Below are 13,639 nucleotides of genomic sequence, written 5' to 3'. Positions count from 1 at the left end.
TTCGTGTTTACTTATGACGATGACTCTGTGGAGTGCGTCACCGCACGTCCCACGACGGACGGTGACGCCTGATGGCGGCGGAAGACAGCGGCTCCCCCGCTGCGGCGGCCACCCCTGCGCCCTCCCCCCGGGTCCTGTGCGACACCGCGGAACTCCTGCCGCCCGGCGGCGACGCGGCCGCCGGCGCCCTGTGGAAGCTCGCGGAACCGGGGCGGCAGCTCGACGCCAACGTGGTCCGCGTCCTTTCGGCGGGGCGGGTCGACACGCACACCGAACCGGACCTCGACGTCCTGCTGCTCGTCCTCGACGGCGAGGCCGTGCTCGTCTGCGCCGACGGGGAGCGCCCTCTGCGCGCGGGCCTTCTGACCTGGCTGCCGCACGGTTCGACCCGAGCCGTCCTGGCCGGCCCCTTGGGGGTGACGTACCTGACCGTGCACCGGCGCCGCCCGGGTATGCGCATCCAGCCGCCGGGTGCCGCCGACCGGCTCCGGCCGGACCTGGACGGCGCCTGACGCCACGGTCAGCCCGCCCGTGCGGGGCGGACGCGCGGGCAGACCCGGCCGTCCGTCGTGCACCTCGGTGACACGGTCGGCCGCGGCCGGACTGACGTGGTCGTGGGTGAGCGGCACCGTGGCGGTCGCCCGCTCCCGGGTGAGGCGGGTGACCAGGGCCGAGTACGGCGCCGCCCCGCTCCTGGTCGAGGGCGCTGGTGGGTTCGTCGACGAGCAGCGCACAGGCCACGGCCGCGATCACCGCGCGACCGGGGCGCCGCACGTCCTGATCATCACGACGCACGACACCGCGGCCGCCACCGTCCTCGGTCTCGTCCTGCGCTGAGCCCTGGGTGACGGCGAGCGCGGTGGCCAGGGAGCGCCTGGCACCGGTGCGGCGTGATCTCCCTGTTGCGCCCGGCCGTCCGCGGGGCACTCCTCCAGGGAACGAGGAGGAAACGGTATGGAGGACTGGCGTGGGTTCGCACAGCAGATGGCCTCATTGGCGCGCGATCTGCTGGCGCAGGAATCCGTGAACGACACCCTCGCGCGGATCACCGGTTCGGCCAAGGAGCTGGTGGAGGGCTGTGACGCCGCCGGCATCCTCATCCTGCGCGGCAAGCAGGTGCGGTCGCTCGCGCCCACCGGCCAGGTGGTCGTCGACAGCGACGAGCTTCAGGGACGCGTCGGGGAAGGACCGTGTTTCGATGCCGCGCGCGCCTCCGAGGGGCAGCGGCAGTTCCGGATCGCCGACTTCACGGACGAGGCGCGGCGCTGGCCCAAGTACGTGCCCGAGGCACGCAAGCTGGGTCTGGGCAGCATGATGGGCTTCCTGCTGTTCACCGAGGACGAGGACCTCGGGGCGCTGAACATCTACTCGTACAAGCCCGGCGCGTTCACCGACGCCAGCGAGACGGCCGGCTGGCTGCTGGCGTCCCACGCCGCGGTCGCCTTCTCCAGCGCCCGTACGTACGCCCAGCTGCAGGAGGCCATCGGCACCCGGCACACCATCGGTGAGGCCATGGGCATCCTCATGGGCAGGCACCGCCTGTCCGAGGACCAGGCCTTCGCGGCACTGCGGCGGTACTCGCAAGACCGCAACGTGAAGCTCCGTGACGTCGCCCGCCAGGTCTGCGACCAGGGCGGTCTGCCCTGAGCCGCGGCCGGCGGCCCGTCGGTGATTCGGCCGGGCCGCCTGCGTACGGCCGTCCGGCAGCGGGCACACGACAGCGATGACCTTGGCCGACTTTCTCTTCACCGTGCTCGGGGCGGGTGCGCTCGGGGCGGCCGTACTCCCCCGGCTGGTCGCCGGACGGCCCCTGTCCATGCCGCTCGTCTTCCTGGCCTGCGGGGCCGGACTGCAACTGCTGCCCACACCGCTGCCGGAGATCGACCTGGTGCGCGACCGGGTGTGGGTGGAGCACGTCACCGAGATCTGCCTCATCGTCTCCCTGATGGGCGCCGGGCTGGCCCTGAACCGCCCCTTCGGCCTGCGCCGCTGGCGGGCTCCGTGGCGGCTGATCGGTGTCACCATGCCGCTGACCATCGCGGTCACGGGACTCCTCGCCTGGTGGCTGCTCGACTGGCCGCCGGCCGCCGCGCTGCTGCTCGCGGGCGTGCTCGCACCCACCGATCCGGTGCTCGCCTCCGAGGTGCGGGTGGGCGCGCCGACCGATTCCGAGCACGACGAGGACGAGGTGCGTTTCGCGCTCACCAGCGAGGCCGGCCTCAACGACGGTCTCGCCTTCCCCGTCGTCATGGCGGCGATCGCGCTGGCCGCGGCGGCGGGCACCGGCCTGTCCGGTGGCTGGGTCGGGCACTGGCTGCTGGTCGACGTGCTGTACGGGTGCGTGGTCGGAGTGCTGGCCGGCCTGGCCGTCGGCAGACTGCTCGGCTGGCTCTTCTTCCGCGCCGGCCGGCAGGCGGTGCGGCTGTCCGAGCACCGGGAGGGCTTCGTCGCCCTGGGCGCCACGTTCCTTTCCTACGGCATCACCGAACTCGCCCACGGCTACGGTTTCCTGGCCGTCTTCGTCACCGCCTGCCGAATCCGCGCCGCCGAACGCGACCACGGCTACCACGCCGTGCTGCACGACTTCGTCGAGCAGGTCGAACGACTGCTGACCGCCGGGCTCCTCTTCCTGCTGGGCGTCTGTGTCGCGCAGGGCGCCCTGGCCGACCTGACCTGGCGGGGCGCGGCCGTCGGTCTGCTCGTGCTGCTGGTCGCCCGGCCGCTGACCGGCTGGGTCGCGCTGTTCGGCACGGCCGCGGGCCCCCGGGAACGTCTCGTGACCGCCTTCTTCGGCATCCGCGGCATCGGCTCGCTGTTCTACCTCGCCCACGCCCTCGGCACGGAGGGCTTCCACGTCCCTGCCGGGGAGCTGTGGGCCGTGGTGGCCTTCACCGTCCTCGCCTCCGTCGTCCTGCACGGGGTGACCGCCTCCCCGGTGATCTCCCACCTCGACCGGTTGCGGCTGCTCCGGGCCCGCGGCCGCCGGCGGACCTGGCGGGCGCCGAACGAGGACGACGTGGCGAACGAGCGCCTGTGACGTCTGCCGGACGGAACTCGAGGACAGCGGGCAGTGCTTGAACGAGCAGTATTTGAACGAGACCCCTCTCTTTTGGATCAGTAACCCTCGTATAGTGATCGCCAGTTGTGTGCCGTGTGGGTGGAAGCTGTCTGCTCACACGCGCCCCGAAGGACGACACGAGGGCCGCTCCGGCGGCCTGGCGAGGACCCGATTGATGACCGCGCCCGCCCGCCCCGGCGACCGCCCCGTTCCCCGCGCCCTCGCAACCGCGGCCCTGCCCTGTGCGGTGGTCTCGGCACTCGTCGTCGGCGGTGCCGTCGCCGCGGCGCCGTCCTCGGTACGCGTTCCGCTCGCGCTGGGCGCGAGCGCCGCGGCGGTCCTGCTCTGCGTGGCCGTGACGGTGGCCGTGCACGCCGTGCGCCGGGAACGGGCCACCCGCCGCCTGCTGGAGGCCGCCCGCGCGGACGCGGCGGGGCTGGCACAGGACCGGGCGCGGCTGACCGAGCGGACGAGGCAGGAGCAGGAGCGCCTGCGGGCCCAGACCGAGCGCGAACGCATCCTTCTGGTGGCGGAGTTCGACCGTGAGCGGGAGCAACTCGCGGACGGTTTCGAGCGGGAGCGGGTACGTCTCGCCGAGCAGCGGGCCCAGGAGGTCGCGCGGCTCACCGAGGAGACCACCGAGCTGCGGGCGCGGCTGGAGCGGGCGAACAGCGGGCGAGCCGCCGCCGTGTCCGCGACCGCCAACGCGGCCGGCCGGATGCAGGCGCTGGCCACCGGAATGCTCGCCGACCTGCGTGCCATGGAGGAACGGCACAGCGACGAGGACGTCCTCGCCGACCTGCTGCACCTCGACCACCGCACCGCGCAGGCGGGCCGGCTCGCCGACTCCGTCGCCGTCCTCACGGGCGCCCGCTCCGGGCGCCGTTGGGCCCGGCCCATCGGCATGGAGTCGATCCTGCGCGGCGCCATGGGACGTATCGCCGGGTACCAGCGGGTGCGCGTGCACTCGGCCAGCGACACCGCGGTCGCCGGGCACGCCGCCGAAGGCGTCATGCACGCGCTTGCCGAACTCCTCGACAACGCCGCGAACTTCTCGCCGCCGACCGCCGAGGTCCATGTGTACGTCGAGGAGGTCCCGGCCGGTGTCATCGTGTCCGTGGAGGACAGCGGGCTGGTGATGGGCGAGGTGCAGCTGCGCCGGGCCCAGCAGGCGGTGGCCGGCGAGTCCGCCGGGCTCGGCGGGCTGACCGGCACCCGGCTGGGCCTCGCGGTGGTGGGCCGGCTGTCGGCCAAGTACGGGCTGAAGGTGTCCTTCCGGCCGTCCGCACGCGGTGGTACGGGCGTGCTGATGCTCGTCCCCCAGGACATCCTGAGCGGACCCGCGGTCCCCGACTCTCCGGCGGTGGCCCCGCTGCCCGCGGCCCCGGCCGGCCTGCCCCGCACCCCCGCACCGGCCGTCGCCGGGCCCGGCGACGTCGACGTGGACTCCGAGCCGCTGCCCGCCCACGAGCCCGCGGACCGCGATCCGGACACGTCGGCCGAAGTCGCCGTGCCCGCCGAGCCGGACACGGGGCTTCCCAAGCGGCGCCGCGGCCGCACCCTCGCCGCGGCCGAACGTGCCCGGACCACCACCCGGTCCGCACAGCCGCGCGTCACGCCGTCCCCCGACGACGCCAAGGCCCGCGCGGCCCGCTTCAGCAGTTTCCGCCAGGCCGTCCGGACCACCGGACCCGCCTCGCGGGACGACGACCCGCGGGCGGAGCCCGCCGCGTCCGCACCGGCCGAGACCGACCCCGACCACCCCGCCCACTCGCACGCGCACCCGGAAGGCGACACCACTCCATGACCGGCTCGACCACCGCCGACGAGAAGCTCACCTGGCTCATCGAGGGCCTCCTGGAGCGCACGCCGGGCGCGCGGCACGCGCTCGTCCTCTCCCGGGACGGACTCAAGCTGTGCCGCACCCCGGAGCTCTCCGTCGACCAGGCCGACCAGCTGGCCGCGATCGCCGCCGGCATCCAGTCGCTGTCCCACGGCGCGTCCGTGGAGTTCGGCGACGGCAGCGGCGGGGTGCGCTCGGCCATGACCGAGTTCTACGGCGGGATCCTGTTCATCGTGGAGGCCGGTGAGGGCGCGCACCTCGCCGTCGTCACCTCCGAGGACGCGGACGAGGGGCTCGTCGGGCACAACATGAGCGAGCTCATCGAGCAGCTCGGCGAGCACCTCACCGCGCAGCCCCGTACGTCATGAGCCGCCCCGGCAGGGACGACGCACCCGACCGCCTGTACACCCTCACCCAGGGGCGCAGCCGGTCGGGCCCCGACAACCCCTTCGACCTGGTCACCCTCGTCGTCGCCGAGTGCGAGCCGAGGCCCGGCATGCAGTCGGAGCACACGGCGATCCTCAGGATGACCGAGGCTCCCACGGCCGTGGTGGAGATCGCCGCCGAACTGCGGCTCCCGGTGAGCATCACGAAGATCCTGCTCTCCGACCTCCACGCCGCCGGCCGGGTGAGCGCACGCCACCCGTACACGGCAGCCGTCCCCGACCCCGACATCCTGGAGCAGGTGCTCGTTGGACTCCGCAATCTCTGACGCCCGTACCCCAGCGCGCACGCCGCTGGGCGCGTCCGCCGACAACGGCCTGAAGATCGTGGTCGTGGGCGGGTTCGGCGTCGGCAAGACGACCATGGTCCGCTCGGTCAGCGAGATACGTCCCCTCAACACCGAGGAGACGATGACGCAGGCCGGCGAGGCGATCGACGACATCAGCGAGGTGCGCGGCAAGACCGCGACGACCGTGGCCTTCGACTTCGGCCGCATCAGCCTCGACGCGCGCAACGTGCTGTACCTGTTCGGCGCGCCCGGTCAGGAGCGGTTCTGGTTCCTGTGGGACCGGCTGTTCTCCGGCACGCTCGGCGCGGTGGTCCTGGTCGACACCCGCCGCATCGACGACTCCTGGTACGCCATCGACCGCCTGGAGCACCACGGCACGCCGTTCATCGTCGCCTGCAACGACTTCGGTGGTCCCGAGCATCCGCCCGGGGCCGTGCGCGAGGCCCTCGACCTGGATCCGCGGGTGCCGCTGGTCTCGTGCGACGCCCGGTCCCGCGAGTCCAGCAAGCAGGTGCTGATCGCGCTCGTCGAGCACCTCCAGGCCCACTACGCCGGCCGGGCGGGCCGGCCCCGACAGGAGTTCGTGTGAGCACCGAAGCCACCGACGCCGCGGACGCCGTACCGCTCGGCGGTCCCCGCTTCCAGACCGAACCCGCCCTGCTGTACCGGCAGATGCGGCGCGAGCACGGTGCCGTCACCCCGGTGCTGCTGGACGGGGACGTCCCGGCCTGGCTGGTGCTCGGTTACCGCGAACTGCACCAGGTGACCGGCGACCCGGTGCTCTTCAGCCGGGATTCCGACCTCTGGAACCAGTGGGAGAGCATCCCCGACGACTGGCCGCTGCTGCCGATGATCGGTCGCAAGCAGCCGTCGATCCTCTACACGGTCGGCGAGCGGCACCGCGAACGCGCCGCCATGATCAGCAACGCGCTGGAGGCGGTCGACCCGCACGTCCTGCGCGGCCACGCCGAGCGGTTCGCCGACGAACTGGTGGACCGGCTGTGCGCCAAGGGCGAGGCCGACCTCGTCGGCGACTACGCCATGCTGCTGCCGGTACGGGTCCTGGCCCGTCTGTACGGCTTCCCCGACGAGCAGGGCCCGGCGCTCGTCACCGCCCTCAACGACATGATCGACGGCCGGGAGCGGGCCATCGCCGGCCAGACGCACCTCGGCACGTCGATGGCGCGGCTCCTCGCCGACCGGAAGGCGGCGCCCGCCGACGACGTCGCCTCCCGGATGCTGGCCGACGACAGCGGCTTCACCGAGGAGGAGGTCGCCCAGGACCTGATGGTGATGCTGGCGGCGGGCCACCAGCCGACGGCGGACTGGATCGGCAACTCGCTGCGCCTGATGCTGACCGACGACCGGTTCGCCGCCTCGCTCTTCGGCGGCCGCAACAGTGTCGCCGAGGCCATGAACGAGGTGCTGTGGGAGGACACTCCCACGCAGAACGTGGCCGGCCGCTGGGCCTCGCGCGACACCCGGCTCGGCGGGCGGCACATCCGCGCCGGCGACCTGGTGCTGCTCGGTCTGCAGGGCGCCAACTCCGACCCGCAGGTCCGCACCGACGGCTCCGCGCTCACCGGCGGCAACAACGCGCACTTCTCCTTCGGCCACGGCGAGCACCGCTGCCCCTTCCCCGCGCAGGAGGTCGCCGAGGTCATCGCGCGCACGGGCATCGAGGTCGTCCTCGACCGGCTGCCGGACATCGACCTGGCCGTACCCGCCGGGTCCCTCACCCGTCGACCCTCGCCCTGGCTGCGGGGGCTGACCGAGTTGCCCGTGCGGTTCACTCCGACCACTGCCCTGGGAGGCACGTCAGCATGACGACCGGCACCGAAGAAGCCCGGATCCCGCTGGACCCGTTCGTCACCGACTTGGACGGCGAGAGCGCCCGGCTGCGCGCGGCCGGACCGCTCGCCGCCGTGGAGCTGCCGGGCGGCGTGCCCGTCTGGGCGGTCACGCACCACGCGGAGGCCAAGGCCCTTCTCACCGACCCGCGTCTGGTCAAGGACATCAACGTGTGGGGGGCGTGGCAGCGTGGCGAGATCCCCGCCGACTGGCCGCTGATCGGGCTGGCCAACCCCGGCCGCTCGATGCTCACCGTGGACGGCGCGGAGCACCGCCGGCTGCGTACGCTCGTGGCGCAGGCGCTCACGGTGCGCCGGGTGGAGCACATGCGGGGGCGGATCACCGAGCTCACCGAGCGGCTGCTCGACGAGCTGCCCGCGGACGGCGGCGTCGTCGACCTCAAGGCGGCCTTCGCCTACCCGCTGCCGATGTACGTCATCGCCGACCTGATGGGCATCGAGGAGGCGCGGCTGCCGCGGCTGAAGGTGCTGTTCGAGAAGTTCTTCTCGACGCAGACGCCGCCCGAGGAGGTCGTCGCCACCCTCACCGAGCTGGCCGGGATCATGGCCGACACGGTCGCCGCCAAGCGCGCCGCTCCCGGCGACGACCTGACCAGCGCGCTGATCCAGGCGTCGGAGGACGGCGACCACCTCACGGACGCGGAGATCGTCTCCACGCTCCAGCTGATGGTGGCCGCCGGACACGAGACGACGATCTCACTCATCGTGAACTCCGTGGTCAACCTGTCCACGCATCCCGAGCAGCGGGCCCTGGTGCTCTCCGGTGAGGCGGACTGGTCCGCGGTGATCGAGGAGACGCTGCGCCACTCGACCCCGACCTCGCACGTCCTGATCCGCTTCGCGACCGAGGACGTCAAGGTCGGCGAGAAGGTGATACCCGCCGGGGACGCGCTGATCGTGTCGTACGGCGCGCTGGGCCGGGACGAGGCGGCGCACGGGCCGACGGCGGGCGAGTTCGACATCACCCGCACCTCGCCCAGCCGGCACATCTCCTTCGGTCACGGCCCGCACGTGTGCCCCGGCGCTGCCCTGTCCCGGCTGGAGGCGGGCGTGGCGCTGCCCGCGCTCTACGCCCGGTTCCCGCACCTGGACCTGGCGGTGCCGGCGTCCGACCTGCGCAACAAGCCGGTGGTCACGCAGAACGACCTCTTCGAGCTGCCGGTCAGGCTGGCGTAACGGCGTCCGGCCGGGCCGAGGCTGTCACCCGCGGGGCGTTTGCTCCCCGCCCTGCGGGTAACTCCGGCATTCCGGACGCCGACCCCCGGGAGTCGCCATGTGGAAGCGCAAGAGCAGGAAGGACCGTCGGACCGCGAAGACGGTCCCCATGGAGCTGTGCGACCTGTGCGCCAGGGTCTTCCCCGAGAACGAGTCCGTCACCGGCTACGTACCGGACTCCTCCGCGGCGCACGCCATCCACGTCTGGGCCGACGGGCTACGGCTCATCACCGCGTGCTGCGACGACCACTTCGACGTGGTGAAGGCGGGCTACGCGAACCGGCCCTTCGTGGAGGAGGAACTGTGGGCGGCGAAGCTCACCCGGACCCTGACCGCGGGCCCGGAGGCGCTCTCCATGGAACAGCTCGGCTGCCGGACGGGCCTCCAGGAGCCGCAGATACGTGCCGCCATCGCCTGGCACAACGAGCGCATGCGCGAGCAGCAGCGCACGGACCCCTGACCCCGGACCCCGGTCCCGGACTCCGGTCCCCGGCCCCGGTGTCCGACCCCCGCCTCGGCCCCGGCCGGCGCGCCGGTGGCCCGCGCCCCGGCCGAGGCCAGGACGGGGCCGCCTTCCCTGCACGCGGTAGGGCTCCCCGTCGGCCCACTCGACCTCCAGGCCTCCCGGGTGCCGTCCTGTTCCCGGCCGTCGGGGGCGGTCGGAGCCGTCGGTGGGGTCCTGGAAGGCGTGGACGTCGACGGCGTGGACCGTGCACTCGTCCAGCGCCCGCGCGTCGAAGCCGGTCGCCGGCGTCATCGCGTACTCGTCCCCCGGGTCGTCCCGTGAGCGGTCGGTGCGCGCCCTTCACGGAGCCGGTTCCCCGCGGCGTCCGGCCCGTGCGAAGGCCGTCCGGGCCGGCGCCCGGCGGGCATCCGGGTGACGCCGCGTTTGTCCGGCCCGCCGACGGGTCACTCAGTTCCGCGTCCGCGAGCCATCGAAGGGACCCGCCCGAGGAGCATCCGTGAACCGCTTCCGGCAACCGTTCCACCGTGTGTGGGACCGGTTGGCCGCGTCCTCCCTCGTCCGGCGCGGCCGGGACCTGGAGCTGATGCACCGGGCCATGGGGTTCGCCACGCTCGCCCTGGTCACGCTGGCGCCGTTGCTGATCGTGGTGGCCGCCTTCGACCCCCTGCGACGGGGCGGTTTCGCGACCTGGCTGGTCGACGGCATGGGGCTGTCCGGCCGGTCCGCACGTGTACTGACCGACATCTTCAGCCCTCCGACCAAGATCGTCGGCACCACGAGTGTGTGGGGCGCCATCGCGCTCGCCGTGTTCGGCGTGTCGTTCGCGGCGAGCGTGCAGAACGGCTACGAGCGGATCTGGGAGCTCCCCTCCGGACCGTGGCACCGCGTCTGGCGCCAGATGACCTGGGTGATCGCGCTGACCGCGTACCTCTACCAGGAGGTGCAGACACGGACCGCTCTGCACGGGTCGGCGCGGATCGTGCTGTCCACGGCGACGGGCATGCTGTTCTTCTGGTGGGGGCAGCACTTCCTGCTGGGCAGCCAGGTCCGCTGGCGGGACCTGCTGCCGGGGGCTCTCGCGACCATGGTGGGCCTGATCGGACTGCGCGGCTTCTCGTACCTCGTCTTCACGCCGCTCATCCTGGACAACGCGATCAGCTACGGCACGGTCGGCATCGTGCTGGTGGTGGAGTCCTGGCTGATCGGGGTGGGGTTCGTGGTCTTCGGCGGCGCGATGGTCGGCCACTGGTTCTGCGAGCACCACTGGTGGACACGCACCATCGACCGTGAATGACCCACACGCTCACACACGCCAGTCCGCCCTGCGACGCGGAGGTCCGGTCACCGGCGCGGCACCGCGGGTAAGGTCCGGTCAGCGGCGGCGTGCCGCGGGTGAGGTCCGGTCAGCGGCGCGGCAGCGTGCCGCGGGCCGTCGTCCGTGCTCTCCGGCCGGCGTACGCGGTCCGCCGCAACGACGCTTCGGCCCCACCGCGGTGGGAGCGCCGCAGGATGCCGTCGGCCAGGACCGCGGCGACCGTTCCGGTCACGGTGGCGGCCAGCGCGAGTGGCCGGCGGTGGCGGGAGAGCCAGAACTGCAGGCTGCGCGGGTGGGACTCGTCGTCGAAGACGCCGTGCGCGCCGTAGTCGGCCGGTGCGGTGTCGTCCGGCGGCTTCCAGAGGTTGACCGGGCGGGACGGGTCGACGGGCTCGTCGGTCTGCTGCGAGTCGTACCCGGTCCGGGCCAGATAGCGGTCCAGCAGCCCCGGGGCGAACTTCTGGCCGAGCAGGGTGGCGACGGTGGATCCGCCGACCCAGTACTCGCGCCGCTGGGGATGGTCGGCGGCGTACAGGACCGCCTCGGCGGCGACCTCGGGCTGGTAGACGGGGGCCACCGGGCGCGGGTGCCTGGGCAGCCGGGTGAGGACCCAGCTGAACTGGGGCGTGTTGAGCCCGGGCATCTGGACCATGGTCACCCGCACCCCGCTGCGGTCGTGCAGCAGCTCGCAGCGCAGGGACTCGGTGAAGCCCTGGATGGCGTGTTTGGCCCCGCAGTACACCGCCTGGAGCGGGACGCTGCGCTGGGCCAGGGCCGACCCCACCTGGACGATGGTGCCGCGATCGCGCGGCGTCATGTGCCGCAGGGCGGCCTGGGTGCCGTGGACGAAGCCGAAGTAGGTCACCTCCGTGGCACGTCTCAGCTCCTCGGGCCTGACCTCCGGCACGGGTGCGAAGACGGTCGTGAACGCCGCGTTCACCCAGATGTCGATCGGGCCGAGTTCGTCCTCGATCCGGGCGGCCGCCGCGTCGACGGCCTCCGGGTCGGCGACGTCCACCGTCAGGGGCAGCGCGCGTCCGCCGGCCTCCCGGACCTCCTCGGCGGCCTGTTCCAGGGCGTACTCGCCGCGCGCAAGCAGGGCCACGGAGCTCCCACGGGCGCCGAAGGCCCGGGCGGTGGCCCGGCCGACGCCGCCGCTCGCCCCGGTGACGACCACGACTTCGGTACCGTCCGCCCGGCCGGGCCGCCCGCCTCCCCGGGTCCGTCGCGCGCCGCTCACTTCTTCCCCCGGCCGGGCAGGTGCTCGGCGTACTCGGTGGGCTTGTGCCGTACGCCCTTGGTGGCGATCCCGGTGAGTTCCGGGTCGTGCGGCGCCGCCTTGACGGCCTTCTCGCCCTGCTCCTTCACGATGTGCGGCGGGATCGGCGCGGTCTCCGCGTCGACCTTGCACTCCAGGACCACCGGCCGGTCGGCGGCGAGCGCCTCGTCCTCCTGCTGGTAGGGGGTGCCCGGCGACAGGGTCTTGCGCCGGCCCACCACCGCCACCACGGGCCGGTGGTCGAGCTCGGCGTCGTACAGGCCGTTGAGCAGGTGCCCTGCGCCCGGCCCCGAGGTGGCGATGCAGCAGCCCGCATCTCCGGTGAACTCGGCGTGGGCGCAGGGCGTGGAGGCGGCCGTCTCCTCGTGCCCGGCCTGGATGAACTCCGGGTCGCCGTCGGCCCGGTCGAAGGCGCCGGGCAGACCGATGGTGCCGTCACCCGGACAGCCGTACACACGCCGGACGCCCCACTCGGACAGGCGCTGGAGCACAGAATCGGCGACTTCGGTCATGAAGCTCTCCTGGACGAGGGGGACGCCGGTCGGCTTGTGAGTTGCCTTCGCCGGAAGGCGTAAACCAGGAGGTACCCATCCGTTCGGCCAGGAACCGAACCCCTACTCCGGCGGCGCCGCCGTGCTCGCCCGGGTCACCAGGCGGGTCGGCACGAGTGTCGTGCCCCGCTCCGGGCCGTCCTGGCGCATCTTGCGCAGCACGGCCTGCACGCACAGCCGCCCGACCTCGGCGAAGTCCTGGTGGACGGTGGTCAGCGGAGGCAGGAAGGAGCCGGCCTCGGGGATGTCGTCGAAGCCGATGACGCTGACGTCCTCGGGGACGCGCCGGCCGTGTTCGTGCAGGGCGCGCATCAGGCCGAGGGCCATCTGGTCGTTGGCCGCGAAGACGGCCGTGCACTCCTTGCGGGCGGCGAGTTCCAGGCCGGCCCGGTAGCCGGACTCCGCCGACCAGTCGCCCCGGGTGAGGGGCGGCGGGGTACGGCCGGCCTCGGCGAGCGTGTGCCGCCAGGCGTCCGTGCGGCGCTGGGCGGCGAAGGACCCCTCGGGCCCGCCCAGGTGCCACACCGTGTCGTGTCCGAGGTCCAGCAGATGGCGCACGGCGGCGCGGGTGCCGCCGGCCTGGTCGGTGTCGACGACCGTGTAGTGGTCGCCGGCGTCGGAGTCGACCACGACGACCTGGACGTGCGGCGGCAGTTTGAGGGTCGCCGCGTCCAGCAGGTGGACCTCCATGATGACGATCACCGCGTCGACGGCGAGTTCCTCCAGCCGGGAGAACGCGCCCCGCACCTCGTCCTGGGTGGGGACGGCGACGGGCAGCAGCGTCACCGCGTACCCCTCGCTCGCCGCGGAGGTGGCGATGGCCTCCAGGGTGCGCACGTTGCCCGTGGTGGCCAGCGAGAAGGTGATGACGCCGATGGTGCGGAACTCGCCGCGCTTGAGCGCCCTGGCCGCGCTGTTGGGCCGGTAGCCCAGCTCCTTCATGGCCGCCAGCACCTGCAGCCGGGTCTCCTCGGTCACTCCGGCGTAGCCGTTGGAGACGCGGGAGACGGTCTGCGAGGAGACTCCCGCGAGCCGGGCCACGTCCGCCATGGACGCCGTCGGCACCCGGCCGCCGCGGCGGCGCCGGGTCCCCACGTCCCGCGCGTCCGCGACTTCCTCAGCGGTGTCCACTGCCGTTCGCCACCTCTCCACCATGTCCGAATCCCGGCTCCCGAAGGACCCTTGACCGTCGTCCTCGGGGCAGTGTAGACATGCCGCCATCAAATGTTTACGTAAACATAACAGCACTCCGACCAACGGAATCGCACATCCGCGGCGCTTGGTGTTTACGTAAACATCGCGAGGCTC

Annotated in this window: 14 protein-coding genes and 1 pseudogene; 11 read left to right on the top strand and 4 right to left on the bottom strand. The window is 73.0% G+C overall.

The window, feature by feature from the left end:
- The first annotated feature begins 71 nt into the window (after positions 1-71).
- Positions 72-512, top strand: coding sequence for a hypothetical protein (locus ACH4F2_RS12550; RefSeq protein WP_398132692.1), 441 nt, complete (start codon positions 72-74; stop codon positions 510-512).
- Positions 513-545: 33 nt separating this feature from the next.
- Here the strand turns inward: ACH4F2_RS12550 and ACH4F2_RS12545 are convergent.
- A pseudogene (locus tag ACH4F2_RS12545) lies at positions 546-729 on the bottom strand (ABC transporter ATP-binding protein); the annotation flags it as partial.
- 225 nt (positions 730-954) lie between these two features.
- On the opposite strand from ACH4F2_RS12545, the gene ACH4F2_RS12540 reads away from it, so the two are divergent.
- The 10 genes from ACH4F2_RS12540 (at position 955) to ACH4F2_RS12495 (ending at position 10,480) form a co-directional block, all read left to right on the top strand.
- The gene (locus tag ACH4F2_RS12540) at positions 955-1,647 is read left to right on the top strand and encodes a GAF and ANTAR domain-containing protein (RefSeq protein ID WP_398132691.1); all 693 of its coding nucleotides are present in this window, start codon (positions 955-957) and stop codon (positions 1,645-1,647) included.
- A gap of 76 nt (positions 1,648-1,723) precedes the next feature.
- Complete coding sequence (locus ACH4F2_RS12535; protein ID WP_398132690.1) at positions 1,724-3,037, top strand: cation:proton antiporter; 1,314 nt, start codon at positions 1,724-1,726, stop codon at positions 3,035-3,037.
- A gap of 196 nt (positions 3,038-3,233) precedes the next feature.
- Positions 3,234-4,865 carry an ATP-binding protein gene (locus tag ACH4F2_RS12530; protein ID WP_398132689.1) on the top strand — a complete coding sequence of 544 codons (1,632 nt, stop codon included), beginning with the start codon at positions 3,234-3,236 and terminating at the stop codon, positions 4,863-4,865.
- The gene (locus ACH4F2_RS12525; RefSeq protein WP_398132688.1) at positions 4,862-5,269 is read left to right on the top strand and encodes a roadblock/LC7 domain-containing protein; all 408 of its coding nucleotides are present in this window, start codon (positions 4,862-4,864) and stop codon (positions 5,267-5,269) included. Before ACH4F2_RS12530 ends, ACH4F2_RS12525 begins: the two co-directional genes overlap by 4 nt.
- Positions 5,266-5,613, top strand: coding sequence for a DUF742 domain-containing protein (locus tag ACH4F2_RS12520; protein ID WP_398132687.1), 348 nt, complete (start codon positions 5,266-5,268; stop codon positions 5,611-5,613). Before ACH4F2_RS12525 ends, ACH4F2_RS12520 begins: the two co-directional genes overlap by 4 nt.
- On the top strand, positions 5,594-6,223 hold the full coding sequence (locus ACH4F2_RS12515; RefSeq protein ID WP_398132686.1) for a GTP-binding protein: 630 nt from the start codon (positions 5,594-5,596) through the stop codon (positions 6,221-6,223). Before ACH4F2_RS12520 ends, ACH4F2_RS12515 begins: the two co-directional genes overlap by 20 nt.
- The gene (locus ACH4F2_RS12510) at positions 6,220-7,461 is read left to right on the top strand and encodes a cytochrome P450 (RefSeq protein WP_398132685.1); all 1,242 of its coding nucleotides are present in this window, start codon (positions 6,220-6,222) and stop codon (positions 7,459-7,461) included. The genes ACH4F2_RS12515 and ACH4F2_RS12510 overlap by 4 nt, the downstream gene beginning before the upstream one ends.
- Positions 7,458-8,681, top strand: a complete 1,224-nt coding sequence (locus ACH4F2_RS12505; protein WP_398132684.1) for a cytochrome P450 — start codon at positions 7,458-7,460, stop codon at positions 8,679-8,681. Before ACH4F2_RS12510 ends, ACH4F2_RS12505 begins: the two co-directional genes overlap by 4 nt.
- 97 nt (positions 8,682-8,778) lie before the next feature.
- Entirely contained in the window at positions 8,779-9,180 is a 402-nt protein-coding gene (locus ACH4F2_RS12500; RefSeq protein ID WP_398132683.1) for a hypothetical protein, read from the top strand.
- 502 nt (positions 9,181-9,682) lie between these two features.
- A complete protein-coding gene (locus ACH4F2_RS12495; protein WP_398132682.1) occupies positions 9,683-10,480 on the top strand; it encodes a ribonuclease BN in 798 nt (265 codons plus the stop codon).
- Between the two features lie 109 nt (positions 10,481-10,589).
- On the opposite strand, the gene ACH4F2_RS12490 is transcribed toward ACH4F2_RS12495, so the two are convergent.
- From ACH4F2_RS12490 to ACH4F2_RS12480, 3 genes are all read right to left on the bottom strand, one after another.
- Positions 10,590-11,741 (bottom strand): SDR family oxidoreductase, encoded by a 1,152-nt coding sequence (locus ACH4F2_RS12490; protein ID WP_398132681.1) that lies wholly within the window; start codon positions 11,739-11,741, stop codon positions 10,590-10,592.
- Positions 11,738-12,292 carry a thiamine pyrophosphate-binding protein gene (locus ACH4F2_RS12485; RefSeq protein WP_398132680.1) on the bottom strand — a complete coding sequence of 185 codons (555 nt, stop codon included), beginning with the start codon at positions 12,290-12,292 and terminating at the stop codon, positions 11,738-11,740. The genes ACH4F2_RS12490 and ACH4F2_RS12485 overlap by 4 nt, the downstream gene beginning before the upstream one ends.
- 102 nt (positions 12,293-12,394) lie before the next feature.
- Positions 12,395-13,381 carry a LacI family DNA-binding transcriptional regulator gene (locus ACH4F2_RS12480; RefSeq protein ID WP_398132857.1) on the bottom strand — a complete coding sequence of 329 codons (987 nt, stop codon included), beginning with the start codon at positions 13,379-13,381 and terminating at the stop codon, positions 12,395-12,397.
- Between the last annotated feature and the right edge of the window lie 258 nt (positions 13,382-13,639).

It is taken from the genome of Streptomyces sp. NPDC017890 (assembly GCF_044328675.1).
In the GTDB taxonomy this organism is placed as follows: domain Bacteria; phylum Actinomycetota; class Actinomycetes; order Streptomycetales; family Streptomycetaceae; genus Streptomyces.
This window is presented reverse-complemented; position numbering and strand designations above follow the sequence as displayed.

Coding starts and splice junctions, on each gene's coding strand:
- ACH4F2_RS12525 (WP_398132688.1), top strand. CDS start 4,862: ATGACCGGCTCGACCACCGCCGACGAGAAGCTCACCTGGCTCATCGAG.
- ACH4F2_RS12485 (WP_398132680.1), bottom strand. CDS start 12,292: ATGACCGAAGTCGCCGATTCTGTGCTCCAGCGCCTGTCCGAGTGGGGC.
- ACH4F2_RS12505 (WP_398132684.1), top strand. CDS start 7,458: ATGACGACCGGCACCGAAGAAGCCCGGATCCCGCTGGACCCGTTCGTC.
- ACH4F2_RS12530 (WP_398132689.1), top strand. CDS start 3,234: ATGACCGCGCCCGCCCGCCCCGGCGACCGCCCCGTTCCCCGCGCCCTC.
- ACH4F2_RS12520 (WP_398132687.1), top strand. CDS start 5,266: ATGAGCCGCCCCGGCAGGGACGACGCACCCGACCGCCTGTACACCCTC.
- ACH4F2_RS12480 (WP_398132857.1), bottom strand. CDS start 13,381: ATGGCGGACGTGGCCCGGCTCGCGGGAGTCTCCTCGCAGACCGTCTCC.
- ACH4F2_RS12500 (WP_398132683.1), top strand. CDS start 8,779: ATGTGGAAGCGCAAGAGCAGGAAGGACCGTCGGACCGCGAAGACGGTC.
- ACH4F2_RS12540 (WP_398132691.1), top strand. CDS start 955: ATGGAGGACTGGCGTGGGTTCGCACAGCAGATGGCCTCATTGGCGCGC.
- ACH4F2_RS12535 (WP_398132690.1), top strand. CDS start 1,724: ATGACCTTGGCCGACTTTCTCTTCACCGTGCTCGGGGCGGGTGCGCTC.
- ACH4F2_RS12550 (WP_398132692.1), top strand. CDS start 72: ATGGCGGCGGAAGACAGCGGCTCCCCCGCTGCGGCGGCCACCCCTGCG.